Origin of the sequence: Pseudocitrobacter sp. 73 (genome assembly GCF_008369545.1) — a bacterium.
GTDB lineage: Bacteria > Pseudomonadota > Gammaproteobacteria > Enterobacterales > Enterobacteriaceae > Pseudocitrobacter > Pseudocitrobacter vendiensis.
On record NZ_VTZO01000015.1, the window covers coordinates 22144 to 42378 of the forward strand.

A 20235-nucleotide genomic window follows, 5' to 3' on the forward strand; every position below is an offset into this window, starting at 1 on the left:
ACAAATAAAAAAGGAGAGCGAACGCTCTCCTTTTAAAAATAAATAACCCATCAGGCCTCAATATCCGCCATATCGCCTTTTTCCTGCAGCCAGTTGCGACGGTCTTCCGAACGCTTCTTGGCCAACAGCATATCCATCACCGCATTGGTCTGCTGTTCATCTTCATCATCAATAATCAGCTGTACCAGACGGCGCGTGTTCGGATCCAGCGTGGTTTCACGTAGCTGCATCGGGTTCATTTCACCCAAACCTTTAAAGCGCTGTACGTTCGGTTTACCTTTCTTACGCTTAAGCTGCTCCAGTACACCCGCTTTCTCTTCTTCGGTCAGGGCGTAATAGACTTCTTTACCGAGATCGATACGGTAAAGCGGCGGCAGCGCCACGTAAACGTGCCCCTGTTTAACCACCGAGCGGAAGTGCTTGACGAACAGGGCGCACAGCAGTGTAGCGATGTGCAGACCATCGGAGTCCGCATCTGCAAGGATACAGATCTTGCCGTAGCGTAACTGGCTGAGATCGTCGCTGTCCGGATCGATACCGATCGCCACGGAAATGTCGTGCACTTCCTGAGACGCCAGTACTTCATCGGAAGAGACTTCCCAGGTGTTGAGGATCTTCCCTTTCAGCGGCATGATCGCCTGATATTCACGATCGCGCGCCTGCTTGGCGGAGCCGCCTGCGGAGTCACCTTCCACGAGGAAGAGTTCAGTGCGGTTGAGATCCTGTGCGGTGCAGTCTGCCAGCTTGCCAGGCAGCGCCGGGCCGCTGGTCAGCTTTTTACGCACCACTTTTTTCGCTGCGCGCATGCGGCGCTGAGCGCTGGAGATCGCCATTTCGGCCAGCATTTCAGCGGCCTGAACGTTCTGATTCAGCCACAGAGAAAACGCATCTTTCACCACGCCGGAAACAAATGCCGCGCACTGACGAGAAGAGAGTCGTTCTTTCGTCTGGCCGGCAAACTGCGGGTCCTGCATTTTCACCGACAGCACGTACGCGCAGCGTTCCCAGATATCGTCCGCCGTTAGCTTCACACCGCGCGGCAGAATATTGCGGTATTCACAGAATTCGCGCATCGCGTCGAGCAGACCCTGACGCAAACCGTTAACGTGCGTACCGCCCTGCATCGTTGGGATCAGGTTAACGTAGCTTTCAGTCAGCAGTTCGCCGCCTTCCGGCAACCACAGCAGCGCCCAGTCAACCGCTTCCGTTTCACCAGAGAACGTCCCGACAAACGGCTGTTCAGGCAGCGTCGGGAGGCCGTTCACCGCTTCTTTCAGGTAATCCGTCAGGCCGTCTTCATAACGCCAGCTCTGTTCGGTGTTGTTTACTTTGTCTTTAAAGACGATTTCCACGCCAGGGCAAAGCACCGCTTTCGCTTTCAACACGTGATTCAAACGCGAAACGGAGAAGCGCGGGCTATCGAAGAAGCTTTCGTCTGGCCAGAAGTGGACGCTGGTGCCGGTATTGCGTTTACCGCACGTGCCGGTCACCTGCAAATCTTCCACTTTCTCGCCATTTTCAAAGGCGATGCTGTAGACCTGACCATCGCGACGCACATTCACTTCCACGCGTCGGGACAAGGCGTTAACCACCGAAATCCCTACGCCGTGCAGGCCGCCGGAGAACTGGTAGTTTTTGTTAGAGAACTTACCGCCCGCATGCAGGCGACATAAAATCAGCTCGACTGCCGGTACACCCTCTTCCGGGTGAATGTCGACCGGCATGCCGCGCCCGTCATCGATAACTTCCAGCGACTGGTCAGCATGAAGAATGACTTCGACACGTTTTGCGTGGCCCGCCAGCGCTTCATCGACGCTGTTATCGATCACTTCCTGACCAAGATGGTTAGGGCGTGTAGTATCCGTGTACATTCCCGGACGGCGGCGAACCGGCTCAAGCCCGGTGAGTACCTCAATGGCATCAGCGTTATAAGAAGATTGTGTCATGATCTGTTCGTAGGTAATGGGAGCGGCTTAATGCAGCCCCAGAAAGTCGATAATCTGTGTGAAGTGATCTTCAAAGCCCACAAATGCGTGATTACCGCCCTCCTCTACCGTTTGGCGGCAGGAGGCGAAATAGTCAACGGCCTGGCGGTAATCAAGCACTTCATCGCCCGTTTGCTGCAACAACCAGATGAGATCCGGCGCTTCCAGCGGGTCAATTCGCATCACTTTGAGATCGTAAATATGGCGAGACTCTAGCACATAATGCTCACCGGTGTAGGGATTCTCGTTCGGACCGAGGAAGTTCGTCAGCAGCTCATACGGGCGTATCGCCGGGTTCACTACCACAGCGGGCAGCATGAAGCACTGCGACAGCCAGGTCGCGTAATAACCGCCCAGCGAGGAGCCGACCACACCCAGCGGTTCGCCACCGTGCTTTAACACCAGCGCTTCCAGCATTTCTGCGGCTTCAGCGGGATAAGACGGCAGTTGTGGGATCACCATGGTGATATCCGGGTAGTGCTCCGCCAGCCACGTTTTCAGCGCCGTCGCTTTGGCAGACCAGGGCGAGCTGTTAAACCCGTGCAGATAGAGAAGCGTAGCCATCAGTATCCTTCTGACGCTGTATCCGGGTGAAACTCCGACCCGGCAAGGCGGCAAACTTCGGTGGTCAGCGTGCCATCAGCATGCAGCTCCAGCCAGCGCCAGCCTGGAGAAACGGTATCCAGCGTAAAGTTGGCGCAATGCGGCTTAAACTGCACGCAGGTGGACGGGGTCGCCATCATCCGGCGGCCGTTCCAGTCGAGGTCGAGTTCCTGATGGATATGGCCGCACAGCAGGTTCTTCACCTTCGGGAAATTCACCAGCACGTTATCCAGCGATGCCGCGTTGCGCAGGCTGTGCTGATCGAGCCAGCTACATCCCGCCGGCAATGGATGATGGTGTAACAGCAGCAGCGTGTTACGCTCCGGTGCTTCCTCCAGGCGCTTTTCCAGCCACTCCAGTTGAAATTCGCTCAGTTCGCCATGGGGCACACCAAAGACCTGGCTGTCGAGCAGCAAGATTTGCCAGTGTTCACCCACCATGACGCGCTTGGCCGGGGAGATGCCTGCGTCCTGAAGCGTACTGTACATGGCGGGTTGGAAGTCATGGTTGCCAGGCAGCCAAACGCAGGGCGCAGAAAATCGCGCGATGCCTTCAGCGAAATGCTGATAGGCCGCGGAAGTGTGATCCTGCGCTAAGTCGCCGGTTGCAACAACCAGATCGACTTCACGCTGCGAAGCGGTAATCGCTTCGAGCACGGCGTGATAACTGTCCCAGGTATTCACGCCCAACAGCGTTTCACTTTTTTTAGCGAACAGGTGAGTATCAGTAATTTGCAGTAACCTGACACTGGCCCCACCAGCCAGAGGAAGGTTTAACAGGCTTTCCAAATGGTGTCCTTAGGTTTCACGATGCTTAAACCGGAATCGCCATCGCTCCATATGCTAAACAGTAACGTAACCAGTCAGCCAGAAACTGGTTAATTTGATGCTTTTCGTCGCGTTGATGCAACTTTTTATTAGGATAATCATAACGTGCTTTGAAGCGAAAAATCTGCTGACTCGAACACACTTCAGCCACCATAGCATCATGATAGAGTCGTACCGTCATTGACGGTAGACTCCAGTAGCTGACCTTTGGGTGCGTCTGCTCTATCTCAACCAGCGTGGTATAACGCGTCGATTCGACAATCGTTAACCGATATTGCGCATTCGCCACCTGATAGTTCACTGCATCGCCGGGCGTATCAGTACGCGGCAGTAATCGGCGTAGCTGGGCGAAATTGGTTTCGCACAGCCGCATCATTTCAGGGAAGTCAGGTGTATAGCGCTTCATTTTAACCACTCTTGTCGTAAGTCTTGATAATGCAGTTGTAGCCATTGCAGAGCGATGACCGTCGCCGCGTTGTCGATTTTTCCCTCTTCTACCCACTGATAAGCGCGTTCCCGACTTACCACATGAACCCGAATATCTTCGTTTTCTTCCGCGAGGCCATGAATACCTTTGGCCGTCGTTGCGTCCACTTCGCCCGCTAATATAGAGAGGCGCTCACTGGTTCCCCCAGGGCTTGCCAGGTAACTCAGCATTTTTTTCGTGCGCCCCACGATTAAGCCCGCCTCTTCCACTGCTTCCCGGCGCGCCACATCTTCAATGGTTTCGCCTTCTTCAATCATACCGGCCACCATCTCCAGCAACCACGGGCTTTCGCTGGTGTCGTAGGCGGCGATGCGGATCTGCTCAATCAGCACAACTTCATCCCGCACAGGGTCAAAGGGTAGCAAGACTGCAGCGTGACCGCGCTCAAAAATTTCGCGTTTTACCTCGCCACTCATTTCTCCGTTGAATAAACGATGACGAAAACGATACAAATCAAGCGAAAAAAAACCGCTGTACAGCGTTTCCCGTGCAATAATTTCTACATCGTTTTTCGAGAACGTAACCACTGAGTCATTCGTCTTAGTCATGATTGGTTCCAATTGCATTTGTGCGGAAATTGTGGATTTCGGGTCAGTTTGGCTACCGTTTAGCTGACTGTATGCTAGATTGATGCAAATTAACGCCGCATGGCACATTACGCCAACTTTTTAAACTGTCAGACTCTGATACAATCGGCGAATATTTTTCTGAATTAGATCAGCGCTAAGCTTCACAACAAGGAATGCAAATGAAGAAATTGCTCCCCATCCTTATTGGCCTGAGCCTTACAGGTTTCAGCGCAATGAGCCAGGCAGAGAACCTGCTGCAAGTGTATCAGCAGGCGCGTTTAAGCAACCCTGACCTGCGTAAATCCGCAGCAGACCGCGACGCGGCCTTTGAAAAGATCAACGAAGCGCGTAGCCCACTGTTACCACAGCTTGGCCTGGGTGCTGATTATACCTATAACAACGGCTATCGTGACAACAACGGTGTGAACTCAAACGTGTCCAGCGCGTCTTTACAGTTAACACAAACGCTGTTTGATATGTCGAAATGGCGCGCCCTGACGTTACAGGAAAAAAGTGCCGGTATTCAGGATGTAACCTATCAGACTGACCAACAGCAGCTTATTCTGAACACCGCGACGGCCTACTTTAACGTGCTGAGCGCGATTGATGCGCTTTCCTATACTGAAGCGCAGAAACAAGCTATCTACCGTCAGTTGGATCAAACCACTCAGCGCTTTAACGTCGGTCTGGTTGCTATTACCGACGTTCAGAACGCCCGTTCACAGTACGATACCGTGCTGGCGAATGAAGTGACCGCGCGTAACAATCTCGACAACGCCGTTGAAGCGTTGCGTCAGGTCACCGGTAACTACTACCCGGAACTCTCTTCGCTGAACGTTGACAGCTTCTCTACCGACAAGCCGAAAGCGGTCAATGCGCTGCTGAAGGAAGCGGAAAGCCGCAACCTGGCACTGCTGCAGGCGCGTCTGAGCCAGGACCTGGCCCGCGAGCAGATTCGTCAGGCTCAGGACGGTCACCTGCCGACTCTGGATTTGAACGCATCAACCAGCGTGTCGAATACCAAATATGACGGCAGCAAAACCGGTGGCAGCACTTATGCTGACCGCGATATCGGCCAGAACTCTATCGGCCTGAGCTTCAACCTGCCAATCTACAGCGGCGGTTCGGTGACCTCTCAGGTGAAACAGGCGCAGTACAACTTCGTTGGCGCAAGCGAGCAACTGGAAAGCGCGCACCGTACTGTAGTTCAAACTGTGCGTTCTTCCTTCAATAACGTCAATGCCTCTATTAGCAGCATCAACGCTTATAAACAAGCCGTTGTCTCTGCGCAGAGTTCATTAGACGCGATGGAAGCCGGTTACTCAGTCGGTACTCGTACCATCGTTGACGTGTTGGATGCCACCACCACGCTGTATAACGCTAAGCAGCAGCTCTCCAGTGCGCGTTATAACTACCTGATTAACCAGCTGAATATCAAATCTGCCCTCGGTACCCTGAACGAACAGGATCTCCAGGCGCTGAACAGCACGCTGGGTAAACCGGTTTCAACGACACCTGAGTCTGTTGCCCCGGAAAACCCGCAGCAGGACGCTTCAGCCGATGGCTATAACGGCGCGACCACTACCGCGAATCGTTAAGCACAAGGCCGCATAAAAACGCCACGCCGAACACGCGTGGCGTTTTACATTGCGCAGAACGTAAGGCAACGTAAAGATCCCCCTGTTTATTCCCCTTCTCGCTTCATTTTCAACCAGTCATCCACTATCCTGAGCGCTAATGCTCTACCACTGGGTCCAGGAAGATAACGATGAAACGGACAAATAATATTAAGCACGCCGCTTTTCGCAAAAGCTGGAGTGCACGCCATTTAACACCGGTTGCTTTCGCCGTCACTGCCGTCTTTATGCTGGCGGGCTGTGAGCAAAGTGACGAAACGGTCACCCTCTATCAAAACGCGGACGACTGCTCGGCAGCCAACCCGGGGAAAGGTGCGGAATGTACCACCGCCTTTAATAACGCACAGAAAGAAGCGGAACGTACTGCGCCGAAATATGCCACGCGTGAAGATTGCGTCGCAGAATTCGGTGAAGGTCAGTGCCAGCAAACGCCAGCTCAGGCAGGTGTTGCACCAGAAAACCAGGCACAGGCGCAAAGCAGCGGCAGCTTCTGGATGCCGTTGATGGCCGGTTATATGATGGGCCGTATGATGAGCGGCGGCGCGGGATTCCAGCAGCAGCCAGTGTTCACATCCAAAAATCCATCCAGCCCGGCATATGGTAAATACACCGATGCCAGCGGCAAAAACTACGGTGCCGCACAGCCAGGCCGCTCCATGACCGTTCCGAAAACTGCGATGGCGCCAAAACCGGCGACCACCAGCACGGTCACCCGTGGCGGCTTTGGCGAGTCTGTTGCTAAGCAGTCGACAATGCAGCGTAGCAGCGCCTCCGGCACGTCTTCTCGCTCAATGGGCGGCTAAGTCACATGGAAAGAATCACTATTACAGAGCGCCCGGACTGGCGCGAAAAAGCCACTGAATATGGCTTTAACTTCCACACCATGTACGGCGAGCCGTACTGGAGCGAGGAAGCGTATTACAAACTAACCCTGGCCCAGGTTGAAAAACTGGAAGAGGTCACCGCCGAGCTGCACCAGATGTGTTTAAAAGTGGTGGAGCGCGTGGTCGCCAGCGATGAGCTGATGACCAAATTCCGCATTCCGAAACACACCTGGGGCTTTGTGCGTCAGTCGTGGCAAACGCATCAGCCTTCGCTCTATTCGCGCATGGATCTGGCGTGGGATGGTGCAGGCGAGCCGAAGCTACTCGAGAACAACGCCGATACGCCAACCTCACTGTACGAAGCGGCGTTTTTCCAGTGGATCTGGCTGGAAGATCAGCTCAATGCCGGTAACCTGCCGGAAGGGAGCGATCAGTTCAACAGCCTGCAAGAAAAGATCATTGAGCGCTTCACCGAGCTGCGTGAGCAGCATGGTTTTCAACTGCTGCACCTGACCTGCTGTCGCGATACCGTGGAAGATCGTGGAACCGTGCAATATCTGCAGGACTGCGCGGCAGAAGCGGAAGTGGCCACCGAATTCCTGTATATCGAAGATATTGGCCTGGGTGAAAAAGGTCAGTTTACCGATCTTCAGGATCAGGTTATCGGTAATCTCTTTAAGCTCTATCCGTGGGAATACATGCTGCGCGAGATGTTCTCAACCAAGCTGGAAGACGCTGGCGTGCGCTGGCTGGAACCGGCATGGAAGAGCATTATTTCCAACAAAGCGCTGCTGCCGCTGCTGTGGGAAATGTTCCCGGATCACCCGAATCTGTTACCCGCTTATTTTGCCGAAGATGATCATCCACAGATGGACAAATATGTGGTGAAACCTATCTTCTCCCGCGAAGGCGCTAATATTTCGATCATTGAGAACGGAAAAACGCTGGAAGAAGTTGATGGCCCTTACGGTGAAGAAGGCATGATCGTGCAGCAATTCCATCCGCTGCCAAAATTTGGCGACAGCTACACGCTGATTGGCAGCTGGCTTATCAACGATCAACCTGCCGGGATCGGTATTCGCGAAGACCGCGCGCTGATCACGCAGGATCTCTCTCGTTTTTATCCGCATATTTTTGTGGAGTAAGCTTTGTTTCTGATACCGCCCCTTCGCAGGGCGGTATTTTCTCTTCGCGCCAGCGGCAAATCATCTCCAGCAACGCCTCTCTTTCCTGCCGACAGGCGCGGCGCTCACGCCTGATATAGTAAAAAGCATGTCCCGCCAGTACAGCGATCAAAGCCATCCAGTGCCACGCTATATACATTTATTCATCCTCAAAAGTTAAATTTAATTCACATTCAATATTCTTATTTCACATAAACATATTTTTATTTGTTTTCTCATTAAGATTATCCTGTTATCTATCATAAGAATAAATAACAGAATGCCATGATGAAAGAGATACATTTCACTATTTAAAACAATGCAATCAAGATCACACTCCATAACAATAGCGGTTGTGATTGATATATCACAACCCTACTATCCCAATGACTAAAGACGCTCCATATATTTATCAAAAACATATTTAAAAAGAAAAGATAGATTTCATTTTTATCCAGCTAAAACGATGTTTGTTTTCTCATAAATAATCCACGGGAATATATAAGGAAATATCGTTATGTTTAATCAATATCGAAAAACGTTCCTCGCGGGCGCGGTGGCGCTTACCTTTAGCGTATCAAGCGCAGGTGTACTGGCCGCAGGTTTTCAACCAGCCCCACCAGCGGGTCAGTTGGGGGCAGTTGTTGTTGATCCCTACGGTCACGCCCCATTAACCGCGCTGGTTGAACTCGATAGCCACACTATCTCCGATGTAAAAGTCACCGTACACGGTAAAGGCGAGAAAGGCGTGCCTATCAGCTACAGCGTGGGTGATGAATCGCTGAAGAACTATGACGGTATCCCTATTTTTGGGTTGTATCAGAAATATGCCAACAACGTCACCGTGGAATGGAAAGAAAATGGCAAGTCGATGAAAGACGACTACGTGGTGCAGACCTCCGCTATCGTCAACCACTATATGGACAACCGCTCTATCTCTGACCTGCAACAACCGAAAGTCATTAAAGTCGCGAAAGGCTTTGAAGATCGCCTCTATATGGTGAATACCCATACCTTTACCGCCCAGGGCTCTGACCTGCACTGGCACGGCGAGAAAGCAAAAGACGCCGGTATTCTCGACGCGGGCCCGGCAACCGGCGCACTGGCCTTTGACATCGCGCCCTTCACCTTTGTGGTCGATACCGAAGGGGAATATCGCTGGTGGCTGGACCAGGAAACCTTCTACGATGGGCATGACCGTAATATCAATAAACGCGGCTACCTGATGGGTATTCGCGAAACGCCACGTGGAACCTACACGGCGGTGCAGGGCCAGCACTGGTATGAATTCGACATGATGGGCCAGGTACTGGAAGATCACAAACTGCCGCGCGGTTTTGTCGATGCCACCCACGAATCTATCGAAACGTCGAAAGGCACTGTGCTGTTGCGCGTAGGCAAACACAGCTATCGCCGCGATGACGGCGTGCACGTCAACACTATCCGCGACCATATTCTGGAAGTCGATAAATCAGGCCGTGTGGTTGACGTCTGGGACCTGAACAAAATTCTCGACCCTATGCGTGATGCTCTGCTTGGCGCGCTGGATGCCGGTGCCGTCTGCGTAAACGTCGACCTGGCGCACGCGGGCCAGCAGGCGAAACTTGAGCCAGACACACCGTTTGGTGATGCGCTGGGCGTAGGGCCAGGACGCAACTGGGCGCACGTTAACTCGATTGCTTATGATGCCAAAGATGACTCCATTATTATTTCTTCACGCCATCAGGGCGTGTTCAAAATTGGCCGTGATAAGCAGGTGAAATGGATCCTTGCACCGTCCAAGGGCTGGAATAAACAGCTGGCGGACAAACTGCTCAAACCGGTTGATGATAAAGGAAAACCGATTAGCTGTGATGAAAACGGCAACTGCCAGAACAGTGGTTTCGACTTCACCTATACCCAGCATACCGCGTGGCTCTCCAGCAAAGGCACACTCACCGTCTTTGATAACGGCGATGGTCGCCATCTGGAACAACCTGCCCTGCCAACGATGAAATATTCCCGTTTCGTGGAATATAAAATCGATGAGAAAAAAGGTACCGTCCAGCAGGTTTGGGAATATGGCAAAGATCGCGGTTACGACTTCTACAGCCCGATTACGTCCGTCATCGAATATGAAAAAGATCGCAACACCATGTTTGGCTTCAGCGGTTCAATTCATTTATTCGACGTGGGTCAACCGACCATTGGTAAGCTCAATGAAATTGACTACAAAACCAAAGAAGTGAAAGTCGAAATCGACGTTCTGTCGGATAAACCGAATCAGACCCACTACCGTGCAATGCTGGTTCATCCACAGCAGATGTTTAAATAAGAAGGAATGGCTATGTCTACGAAATGGATAAAATCATTATTCACCGGCGTGGTACTCACCGCCGCGCTGGCGACGTCTTTTGCAGCATCGGCTTTCACCGAAGGCACGGACTACATGGTGCTGGAGAAACCAATTCCCAATGCCGATAAAACGCTGATTAAAGTCTTCAGCTACGCCTGCCCATTCTGCTACAAGTACGACAAAGCGGTGACCGGCCCGGTGTCTGAAAAAGTGAAAGATGTAGTGGCCTTCACGCCATTCCATCTGGAAACCAAAGGCGAATATGGCAAGCAGGCCAGCGAAGTGTTTGCTGTGTTAATTGCCAAAGATAAAGCCGCAGGCATTTCTCTTTTTGATGCTAACTCACAGTTTAAAAAAGCAAAATTCGCTTACTACGCAGCGTATCACGACAAAAAAGAGCGCTGGTCTGACGGTAAAGATCCCGCTGCCTTTATCAAAACCGGCCTTGATGCCGCGGGTATGAGCCAGGCTGATTTTGAAACCGCGCTGAAGGAACCTGCGGTTCAGGAAACGCTGGAAAAATGGAAAGCAGCCTACGATGTGGCCAAAATCCAGGGCGTTCCGGCCTATGTGGTTAATGGTAAATATCTGATCTACACCAAGAATATTAAATCCATCGACGCTATGGCAGACCTGATCCGCGAACTGGCGGGCAAATAACACAGGGAAACGCTTATGGCTTTCATTAAGGGATTATTGAGAGACCTGCGCAAAACGCCGGTCGATACGCTGGTGAGGTGGCAGGAACGGCGCTTTCTGTGGCTGTTTATGGCTATCGCAATGGGCGCGCTTATCGTGCTGGCACACTCCTTCTTCCAGATCTATCTCTACATGGCACCGTGCGAACAGTGTGTTTATATTCGCTACGCTATGTTTGTGATGGTGTTTGGCGGCGTGATTGCGGCGATAAACCCCAAAAACATTATCCTGAAACTGATTGGCTGCGTGATGGCGTTCTACGGCAGCATTATGGGGATTAAGTTTTCAATAAAACTGAACGGTATCCACTATGCGGTGCATAACCCGGATCCCGACGCGCTGTTTGGCGTGCAGGGCTGTTCAACAGATCCCACTTTTCCCTTTAATCTGCCGCTGGCGCAGTGGGCGCCTGAATGGTTCATGCCGACCGGCGACTGCGGCTACGATGCGCCCATCGTGCCAGATGGCGTCACGCTTAGCAGCACTCAACAGTGGTTTATTGATTTGTACCAAAGCTCAGAAGGCTGGTATCTCCTGCCGCCATGGCACTTTATGAACATGGCGCAGGCGTGCATGCTCGCGTTCGGTACTTGCCTGATACTGCTGCTGATTATGAGCGCAGCCTGGGGTATAAAGCTTATCAGAGGATGAAACAAGCCTGATGGCGCAACGCTTATCAGACCTACCGACAGTCCGCAACTCATTGACAGGGCGGGCTATTCGTAGGCCGGGTAAGCGCAGCGCCACCCGGCAAAAGATCACCCAATCTGAACGGACAACATGCTTAAGCTTCCCATCTCCAGCCCGTCCACCGGAATCGTGATAGGCTCTTCGCCATCCCATGCTCCCAGCACATACAGCAGCGGCAGGAAATGATCTGCCGTAGGGTTCGACAATGATCCCCCTTCATGCTCCAGATAGTTCACCAGCGGATGCTTCTCCAGCGCGCCTTTCCAGTTCAGGTTAGCTTTCACATAGTCGTTAAAGGACGTTGCCCATGGGTACGGCGTGCCATCACCGTGCCATTTCGCGGTCCGCAGGTTATGCACCACGTTGCCACTGGCCACCAGCATAACGCCTTCATCGCGCAGGCTGGCGAGCTTACGGCCCATCTCCATATGCCAGGACGCAGGTTTGGTGCTATCGATGCTTAACTGCACCATCGGAATATCCGCGTTCGGGTACATCTTAATCAACACGCCCCAGGAGCCGTGGTCAAAACCCCAGGCTTCATTGTCCAGTGTCACAGGCACCGGTGACAACAGCTCAACTAATTTCTGCGCTAATGCCGGAGACCCGGGCGCCGGATAGTGAATGTCATACAGCGCCTGCGGGAAGCCGCCAAAATCATGAATCGTTTTCGGTGCTTCCATGGCCGTCACACCCGTTCCACGTGTGAACCAGTGTGCAGAAATGACCACAATTGCTTTTGGACGAGGTAACGTCTCGCCCAGGTGCTGCCAGGTGCGGGTATAGATGTTGTCTTCCAGCACGTTCATCGGGCTACCGTGACCTAAAAACAACGCTGGCATTCGGGTACGAGACATGGTGTTATCCTCATAAAGAGTACGATGTAATAACACTACATTAACCTGTTTTAGACAGGGTGAAACTCAGATAAGCGTGATGATGATCTTCAGAAAATTTGAATGTAAGCTGGAGTAAAGACGCAATAAGTCTCTCGAAATGGACGACAACTTTTAGTATAAATGATAATCATTATCATAAGGAGTAAGCGATGTCGGTACCCTTAATTCTGACCTTATTAGCGGGTGCGGCCACGTTTATTGGCGCGATCCTTGGCGTTATCGGGCAAAAACCTTCCAACCGCGTGCTGGCGTTTTCACTAGGCTTCGCGGCGGGTATTATGCTGCTGATTTCCCTGATGGAAATGCTGCCTGCCGCACTGCATACCGAAGGCATGTCGCCCGTGCTGGGCTACGGTATGTTTGTTGTCGGCCTGCTCGGCTATTTCGCGCTCGATCGCCTATTGCCGCACGCACACCCGCAGGATTTAGCCCCTGCGGATGTTAAACCCCTGCCGCCCAACATCCGGCGGACGGCGGTTTTACTGACGCTGGGCATCAGCCTGCATAACTTTCCGGAAGGCATTGCGACGTTTGTTACGGCCAGCAATAACCTGGAACTCGGCTTTGGCATCGCATTCGCCGTCGCGCTACATAATATTCCTGAAGGCCTTGCGGTTTCCGGGCCCATTTATGCGGCTACAGGCTCAAAGCGCAAAGCGGTATTCTGGGCAGGTATTTCCGGGATGGCGGAAATCCTCGGCGGCGTGCTGGCATGGTTAATTCTCGGCAGCCTGGTCTCCCCGGTCGTGATGGCGGCCATTATGGCGGCCGTTGCCGGGATTATGGTCGCGCTGTCAGTGGATGAATTGATGCCGCTGGCCAAAGAGATAGACCCGAACAATAACCCCAGCTATGGCGTTCTTTGCGGTATGTCCGTAATGGGACTAAGCCTGGTCTTGTTACAGTCCATTGGGCTTGGTTAATATTAGCGCCGTGCTGGGGTTACAGCACGGCGTAATGGGTTAGCTAATATTGTGTCACAAAATTTAGTCTGAATTTTTTAGCTATCGTTGTGAACTATGAGCAAATCATGATAATAACCATAATTATTACGTAATCACGCCGCACTAACATAATCACCAAACCAATATTATATTTAAATAATATTTTCAAAGATAATATTTTAATTTTTTCAGATTATCCTGTTTAGTTTTTCTAAACCTTCACTGATATCCCTTACGATATAATTGAGATGTTGATATTTAGCACAAGCCTATCTCATTATATTACAAGGATATTCTATGATTTCAGGAAAGAAAACATTGTTGGCATTACTATTAAGCGCACTCACCTCTGGATACGCACTGGCTGATGTTGATGGCGGTGGCGGCAAAATTACGTTTACAGGGCTGGTTATCAGCGCCCCTTGTGCTATTCAGGCAGACGATGTCGATAAGCAGGTAAATTTAGGTGAAGTGCCGGCAAGCTACATCAATGCTAACACCCATTCTGAAGCCGTAGACTCCAGTCTGCATCTCATTAACTGCGACTTACCGAATTCCGATAACGGTAGCGGAGTGAATGTCACCAAAGTTGACGTGACCTTCAGCAGTGGTAGCGTGGAACCCTCAGATACCAGCCTGTTGACGAACACTTATGCCAGCGGTGCAACCAACGTTGGAATACGTTTGCTGGATAAGAACAGCAGCAATATCACTTTAGGTACAGCGCAAAGCCTCGACCTTATCGCATCGTCACAAACCCAAATTCTGCCGTTTAAAGCCTGGATGGAGAAAGTTGGTGCCGCCGATGTCACGCCGGGGGGCGTAACAGCAACAGCGAATTACACGCTGACCTATAAGTAATTGATGGCGGCCATGAAGGCCGCCTCACTATATCATTGCAATAGCCCCGGTAAGGATGCCATGGACACTTGCAAGCTTCTGGTTCTAAGCAGTGGTTTATTATTCGCCACTTCAGTCCACTCTGTAGAATTCAATCTCAATGCTTTGGATAAATCCATGCGCGACAGCGTGGATATTTCACTGCTCAAAGAGAAGGCGGCGATTGCGCCTGGAAACTACTTTGTTTCAGTCGCAGTAAATAAGATTCTTATTTCTGCCGGCCAGGAGCTTAGCTGGAAAGCAAAAGATAATGCAGTCACGGTATGCATTCCTGTTGAACTTGCTGATCAATTAGGTCTGAAAGAAAACATCCGTGCCGCGCTAACGTTAGATAAGGGCTGCGTTGATTTCAGTAACCACCCTACCATTCAGTTCTCACTCGACAGTGCGAATCAGCGTCTGGATATCACTGTTCCTCAGGCATTGCTCTCCTGGAAATCGGACAACTGGATGCCCCCCTCCTCCTGGGATGCGGGCGTGGCGGGCTTGCTGCTGGATTACAATTTGTTTGCCAGCACCTATCGCCCTTATCACGGCGAGCACACTGAAAATATTAACGCTTACGGTACGGCAGGGCTGAATGCGGGGGCCTGGCGCCTGCGTAGTGACTACCAGATTAGCCAGAACCACAATGGCGAAAGCTCACAAACGACACGCGGCCTCTCGCGAACCTATCTTTTTCGTCCACTTCCTGCACTTGGTGCCAAACTCACGCTGGGCGAAACCGATTTCAGCTCCAGCATCTTTGATGCCTTTGCCTACAATGGTGCAGCGCTCGCCAGCGACGATCGCATGCTTCCCTGGGAGCTTCGTGGCTACGCGCCACAGATAAGCGGCATCGCCCAGACTAACGCTACGGTGACGGTCAGCCATGCCGGACGCGTTATCTACCAGACAAAGGTTGCGCCAGGTCCTTTTATCATCAGCGACCTAAACCAGTCGGTACAGGGAACACTGGACGTCAAGGTCACTGAAGAAGATGGCCGGGTCAACAGCTTTCAGGTTTCAGCTGCCTCTACCCCCTTCCTCACCCGGGAAGGACAGGTTCGCTACAAGTTCGCCGCTGGGCGTGCACGTCCGGACATCTCGCACCACGTTGTTGATGATACCTTCATCAGCAGCGAGGCCTCATGGGGCATGCTCTCCAATACCTCCGTTTATGGCGGCGTGCTGGCCGCAGGAAGCGACTATCGTTCAGTTGCATTGGGGATTGGGCAAAATATGCTCTGGTTGGGCGCGTTATCCTTCGATGCCACACATGCCAGCAGTACTTTCGAGGATGGCCACACAGAAAAAGGTCTCAGCTATCGCCTGAATTACAGCAAACGTGTTGATGCAACAGACAGCCAGATATCACTGGCGGCCTATCGTTTTTCCGAGCGTGAGTTCCACAGTTACGCTAACTTTATCGCTCATCAGTATAACGACGCCGACACCCAGGACGAGAAGCAAACGATCAGCCTCTCGTTTAATCAGCCTGTTACACCGCTTAATCTTAATCTTTACGTCAGCGCACTGCGCCAGAAATGGTGGGACGGCGATAGCTCTACGACGGCCAGCATCACGGCGGGATATAACTTCGATCTCGGTAAATGGAAAGGACTCACCCTCTCCACCTCCTGGAGCTCTACGCGTTATGAAGAGAGTGGCACAGATAACCAACTCTACGTTTCACTCTCTATTCCTTTTGGCTACAGTCGACGCCTGAATTACGACATGCGCAACAGCGCAACCACCAGCAATATGCTGAGCTGGAGCGACGCATCAAATCCACGCAATACCTGGGGCGTTTCTGCGGGTGTGGAAACAGATAAACCGGATAATGGCAGTCAATTCCGTGGCAACCTTCAGCACCTCACATCGCTTGGCGATTTGCAACTTGCCGGAAGTTACGCCGCCAGCGATTACAGCTCATTAAGTGCCAGCTGGAACGGTTCCATCACCGCCACCCGCCACGGGCTGGCAATGCATCGCAGAAGCTTCGGTAATGAACCCCGCATAATGATCGATACCGATGGTGTAGCGGATGTACCTGTACAAAGCGATTTCAATCGAACCAACCTTTTGGGCTATGCCGTGGTGCCCATGGCAGGAAGTTATCAGCCGACTTCCATTGCGGTGAATATGAATCAGTTACCGGATGGCGTCACCGTCAACGAAAGTATTACCCGGGAAGCCTGGACGGAAGGTGCAATCGGCTATAAAACCGTTGCCTCACGCGCGGGGAGTGATGTGAGTGTGATATTACGTACAGCCGATGGCGGCTATCCGCCACTGGGGGCCGTGATTCAACAGTCTGAAGGCAATGTTGATGTCGGAATGGTCAGTGAAGAGGGCCATGCCTGGCTCGGTGGGATTAAAGGCAACCAGCAATTTAGCGTGATCTGGGGAAAAAACCAGCGCTGCTCGCTCTCACTTCCGAATGATTTAAGCGTTTTAAAACAACATACTATTTTACCTTGTCATTAATTAAGGATGAAAGATGACACTCTTTAAAGCCATGTCTATTTTAGCGTTGATACTCCCGCTGGCGGGCCATGCAGCTATTCAGCCCGACAGGACGCGTATCATCTTTAGCAGTAATGCTAAGGCCAGCAGCCTGAAGCTCGAAAACCAGAGTAAAAAGCTCCCATATCTCGCCTACTCCTGGATTGAAAATGAGCAGGGCCAAAAGGACGATCGTTATTTTTCAGCACTCCCCCCGATTCAGCGTCTGGACCCGGGTACCCAGACACAGGTCCGTATTGTGAAACAGGCAAGCGTGGGGGCACTTCCTTCAGACAGAGAAACCCTGTTTTACTTTAACGTGCGAGAGGTCCCACCGGCGCCAGAAAACAGCAGCGGAGCAGTGGTGCAACTTGCCGTTCAATCCAGGTTAAAGCTTTTCTGGCGGCCCGAGGCCCTCACAAAAACACCCGGCGTGAATATTGAGGAGCGCCTCACGGCATCGCAGGTCGCCCATACGCTTCGCCTCAACAATCCTACAGGTTATTACGTCACTCTGGCTTTTTTTGGCAAAGATGACTACAGCCCCTTTGATGGGTTCAAGAGCACAATGATTGCCCCCTTTTCTGCGACCACGATCAGCGCAGGAAGCTATGCGGGCAGTACATTTTCGTTAGGATACATCGACGATTACGGCGCAATGCGCACGCTCAACGTGCGTTGCCACGGGGAGTGTGAGGTCAATGCGCCGGAGAAGAGAAAATGAAGCGCATTTTGCTCCTGATGACACTTCTTTTGCTTACGCTCATTCCTGTGCGCGCGGCCCTGGCTGTCAATTGCTATCTTGCCACACCAGGCGGACCGGTTGAGGGATTCACAAATATTGAGCCCTTTGCTGTGCCAAATAATGCAAAACCCGGCGACAAAATCTGGGAAAGTAACGATATTAAAATCCCGGTTTACTGCGATACGGGCACTGCGCCAAACTTCAGCAATGAAAATATTTATGCCTGGGTGAACCCCTATATCGCCATCAATGACCCCTATTACCAGCTTGGCGTAACCTATGAAGGCGTGGATTACGATGCCTCTCAAGGCAGTATCGGCATTGATACACATCAGTGTCTGGACAATAAACAATTCGAGATCTACACCCCTGAGCAAATTAAAGCAGCCGGATGGGAGCACTATCTTTGTTCAGGTGATGTGAACAATATCCACTATTCTCGTACCTTTACTGCACGTATGAGGCTGTATGTGAAGGTTATTACTATGCCCCCTCACGATTACAGGAGCAGCATCAGCGATTACATACTGGTGCAGTTTGACGGCGTCGGTGGCGTAAACCAAAACCCTGAAGCGAAGAATCTTAAGTATCATGTCACCGGGCTGGACCAGATTCGCGTACTGGATTGCAGCGTCAATTTCAGCATCTACCCGGAAAATCAGACCATTGATTTCGGTACGTTTAACAACATGGAAATTAATCATCAAACGCTAACCCGCAGTTTCTCGGTCAAAACTACTAAAAATATCGCGAATAACGAATGCACTGATACCTTTAAAGTCTCTTCCTCGTTCTACACCACTGAAACACTGGCAGATGACGATACTTCCCTGAGATTAGGTAATGGCCTGCAACTTAAAATTCGCGATACGGAAAAGAACACGTTTTACACCTACAACGAGTACACAGAATACGCTGATTTCGATCCCTCTTTATTGATGCGGGAAAAAACATACCAGGCGGAACTGAGTCAGGTCGCAGGGGAAACGGTAAAAACGGGGCCGTTCGAAACGGTGGTGCTGTTTAAGATTAACTACAACTAAAAACAAAAAAGCCCGCGAGGCGGGCTTTATCGCCGGATACGGTATGAATGCCTTATCCGGCCTGCGAACAGCGAGCGGTGAGTCGGGAATTAACTTGCTTTACGCTCATGTGCCTGGCGATAAGCCACCAGATCTTCGATGGTCACCAGTGCCATATTATGTTTGCGGGCAAACTCGATGCACTCTGGCGCACGCGCCATGGTGCCGTCGTCGTTGGTCAGTTCACACAACACGCCTGCCGGTTTGAAGCCCGCCAGAGAGACCAGGTCAATGGTCGCTTCGGTGTGGCCGCCGCGAGTCAGTACGCCGCCCTGCTGCGCGCGCAGCGGGAAGACGTGGCCAGGACGGTTCAGGTCAGACGGTTTGGCGCCGTCGGCAATCGCTGCGCGAACGGTAGTCAGGCGGTCAGCGGCAGAAACGCCGGTGGTCACGCCGTGTGCCGCTTCGATGGTAATGGTGAAGCCGGTTCCGTATGCGCTGGTGTTGTTTTCTACCATCATCGGCAGATCCAGCTGTTTACGGCGTTCTTCCGTCAGGCACAGACAAACGATGCCGCTACCGTGACGGATAGTCAGCGCCATTTGTTCAACAGTCATGTTTTCGGCGGCAAAGACCATGTCGCCTTCGTTTTCACGGTTTTCGTCGTCCAGCACCATTGCGCCGCGGCCTTCACGCAGGGCAATCAATGCGTTTTCAACGCGTTCAAAAGCAGTACCAAAAGAGGAAAGTAGCGTCTGATTCATGGTAAAAAAACCTCGTCAAAATTATGGTTACCAGAATCAGGGCAGTCTTAGGAGTGCCGGTTTAGCGGCAAATGGATAACGCGAGCGGGCTCAGCCCGACTGGATCGTTACTCTCTCCCATCCGGACTCTAACCGTCGGCCCCGGAATTACACCGGATCTGCTGACCTTTGAGTTTGCACCCAAAGCGCTCGCGGGCTTTCAGCCGTAGCTGATTTACCGCCGGTGGGGAATTTCGCCCCGCCCTGAGAATAAGCGTACTCACTATAACCCCATTGACTATCTTCGGCAATGCATAAGCTTCGAACAATTCTGGTTTATCGGGAGGAAGTAAGGCACTACAATGAATGTCAGAACAGACAAATCAGGTAAACGACGATGATTGACCCGAAAAAAATTGAACAAATCGCACGCCAGGTCCATGAATCTATGCCGAAAGGCCTCCGTGATTTCGGGGATGATGTAGAGAAAAAAGTCCGTCAGGTCCTGCAGTCACAACTAACTCGTCTGGATTTGGTAAGCCGTGAAGAGTTCGACGTACAGACGCAGGTGCTGCTGCGTACCCGTGAGAAACTGGCATTGCTGGAACAGCGTCTGAGTGAGTTAGAAAGCCGTGCGGCTGCGCCGTCAGAAGATAAAGAGTAAGTAAAATGCCGG

19 protein-coding genes and 1 riboswitch are annotated in these 20235 nt (G+C 51.8%); of the genes, 12 read left to right on the top strand and 7 right to left on the bottom strand.

The window, feature by feature from the left end; all coding sequences use genetic code 11:
• Positions 1–50 precede the first annotated feature (50 nt).
• Genes parE through nudF form a run of 5 tightly spaced genes read right to left on the bottom strand, consistent with a single transcriptional unit; the run spans position 51 to position 4450 of the window.
• Positions 51–1946, bottom strand: coding sequence for a DNA topoisomerase IV subunit B (parE, locus tag F0Q32_RS16055; RefSeq protein ID WP_149463870.1), 1896 nt, complete (start codon positions 1944–1946; stop codon positions 51–53).
• A gap of 27 nt (positions 1947–1973) precedes the next feature.
• Positions 1974–2549 (bottom strand): esterase YqiA, encoded by a 576-nt coding sequence (gene yqiA, locus F0Q32_RS16060; protein ID WP_015962974.1) that lies wholly within the window; start codon positions 2547–2549, stop codon positions 1974–1976.
• On the bottom strand, positions 2549–3376 hold the full coding sequence (gene cpdA, locus F0Q32_RS16065; protein WP_149463871.1) for a 3',5'-cyclic-AMP phosphodiesterase: 828 nt from the start codon (positions 3374–3376) through the stop codon (positions 2549–2551). Before cpdA ends, yqiA begins: the two co-directional genes overlap by 1 nt.
• A gap of 25 nt (positions 3377–3401) precedes the next feature.
• Entirely contained in the window at positions 3402–3821 is a 420-nt protein-coding gene (locus tag F0Q32_RS16070; protein WP_015962972.1) for a DUF1249 family protein, read from the bottom strand.
• Positions 3818–4450 carry an ADP-ribose diphosphatase gene (gene nudF, locus F0Q32_RS16075; protein WP_149463872.1) on the bottom strand — a complete coding sequence of 211 codons (633 nt, stop codon included), beginning with the start codon at positions 4448–4450 and terminating at the stop codon, positions 3818–3820. Before nudF ends, F0Q32_RS16070 begins: the two co-directional genes overlap by 4 nt.
• Before the next feature lie 200 nt (positions 4451–4650).
• Here nudF and tolC point away from each other — a divergent pair, with 200 nt between their 5' ends.
• The 6 genes from tolC (at position 4651) to dsbI (ending at position 11780) form a co-directional block, all read left to right on the top strand.
• Positions 4651–6069 carry an outer membrane channel protein TolC gene (gene tolC / locus F0Q32_RS16080; protein WP_149463873.1) on the top strand — a complete coding sequence of 473 codons (1419 nt, stop codon included), beginning with the start codon at positions 4651–4653 and terminating at the stop codon, positions 6067–6069.
• 170 nt (positions 6070–6239) lie between these two features.
• Positions 6240–6911: a DUF1190 family protein gene (locus F0Q32_RS16085; RefSeq protein ID WP_149463874.1), complete on the top strand. Its 672-nt coding sequence runs from the start codon at positions 6240–6242 to the stop codon at positions 6909–6911.
• Between the two features lie 5 nt (positions 6912–6916).
• Positions 6917–8077 carry a glutathionylspermidine synthase family protein gene (locus F0Q32_RS16090; RefSeq protein ID WP_149463875.1) on the top strand — a complete coding sequence of 387 codons (1161 nt, stop codon included), beginning with the start codon at positions 6917–6919 and terminating at the stop codon, positions 8075–8077.
• Between the two features lie 535 nt (positions 8078–8612).
• Positions 8613–10409, top strand: a complete 1797-nt coding sequence (locus F0Q32_RS16095) for an aryl-sulfate sulfotransferase (RefSeq protein ID WP_149463876.1) — start codon at positions 8613–8615, stop codon at positions 10407–10409.
• Positions 10410–10421: 12 nt separating this feature from the next.
• The gene (locus tag F0Q32_RS16100; protein ID WP_149463877.1) at positions 10422–11090 is read left to right on the top strand and encodes a thiol:disulfide interchange protein DsbA/DsbL; all 669 of its coding nucleotides are present in this window, start codon (positions 10422–10424) and stop codon (positions 11088–11090) included.
• Between the two features lie 15 nt (positions 11091–11105).
• Entirely contained in the window at positions 11106–11780 is a 675-nt protein-coding gene (dsbI, locus tag F0Q32_RS16105; protein ID WP_149463878.1) for a protein-disulfide oxidoreductase DsbI, read from the top strand.
• A gap of 107 nt (positions 11781–11887) precedes the next feature.
• On the opposite strand, the gene ygiD is transcribed toward dsbI, so the two are convergent.
• Positions 11888–12676 carry a 4,5-DOPA dioxygenase extradiol gene (gene ygiD / locus F0Q32_RS16110; protein ID WP_149463879.1) on the bottom strand — a complete coding sequence of 263 codons (789 nt, stop codon included), beginning with the start codon at positions 12674–12676 and terminating at the stop codon, positions 11888–11890.
• A 191-nt stretch (positions 12677–12867) separates the two neighbouring features.
• Between ygiD and zupT the strand changes: the two genes are divergently transcribed.
• The 5 genes from zupT (at position 12868) to F0Q32_RS16135 (ending at position 18837) form a co-directional block, all read left to right on the top strand.
• Positions 12868–13641: a zinc transporter ZupT gene (gene zupT, locus F0Q32_RS16115; protein ID WP_015962966.1), complete on the top strand. Its 774-nt coding sequence runs from the start codon at positions 12868–12870 to the stop codon at positions 13639–13641.
• Positions 13642–13959: 318 nt separating this feature from the next.
• Entirely contained in the window at positions 13960–14523 is a 564-nt protein-coding gene (locus F0Q32_RS16120) for a fimbrial protein (RefSeq protein ID WP_149463880.1), read from the top strand.
• A 60-nt stretch (positions 14524–14583) separates the two neighbouring features.
• A complete protein-coding gene (locus F0Q32_RS16125) occupies positions 14584–17031 on the top strand; it encodes a fimbria/pilus outer membrane usher protein (RefSeq protein WP_149463881.1) in 2448 nt (815 codons plus the stop codon).
• Positions 17032–17044: 13 nt separating this feature from the next.
• Positions 17045–17773, top strand: coding sequence for a molecular chaperone (locus F0Q32_RS16130; RefSeq protein ID WP_149463882.1), 729 nt, complete (start codon positions 17045–17047; stop codon positions 17771–17773).
• Entirely contained in the window at positions 17770–18837 is a 1068-nt protein-coding gene (locus F0Q32_RS16135; RefSeq protein ID WP_149463883.1) for a fimbrial protein, read from the top strand. The genes F0Q32_RS16130 and F0Q32_RS16135 overlap by 4 nt, the downstream gene beginning before the upstream one ends.
• Positions 18838–18926: 89 nt before the next feature.
• On the opposite strand, the gene ribB is transcribed toward F0Q32_RS16135, so the two are convergent.
• On the bottom strand, positions 18927–19580 hold the full coding sequence (gene ribB / locus F0Q32_RS16140; RefSeq protein ID WP_015962961.1) for a 3,4-dihydroxy-2-butanone-4-phosphate synthase: 654 nt from the start codon (positions 19578–19580) through the stop codon (positions 18927–18929).
• A gap of 105 nt (positions 19581–19685) precedes the next feature.
• Positions 19686–19835: riboswitch (FMN riboswitch) on the bottom strand.
• A 121-nt stretch (positions 19836–19956) separates the two neighbouring features.
• Here ribB and F0Q32_RS16145 point away from each other — a divergent pair.
• Entirely contained in the window at positions 19957–20223 is a 267-nt protein-coding gene (locus F0Q32_RS16145) for an accessory factor UbiK family protein (protein WP_149463884.1), read from the top strand.
• The last annotated feature ends 12 nt before the right edge of the window (positions 20224–20235 follow it).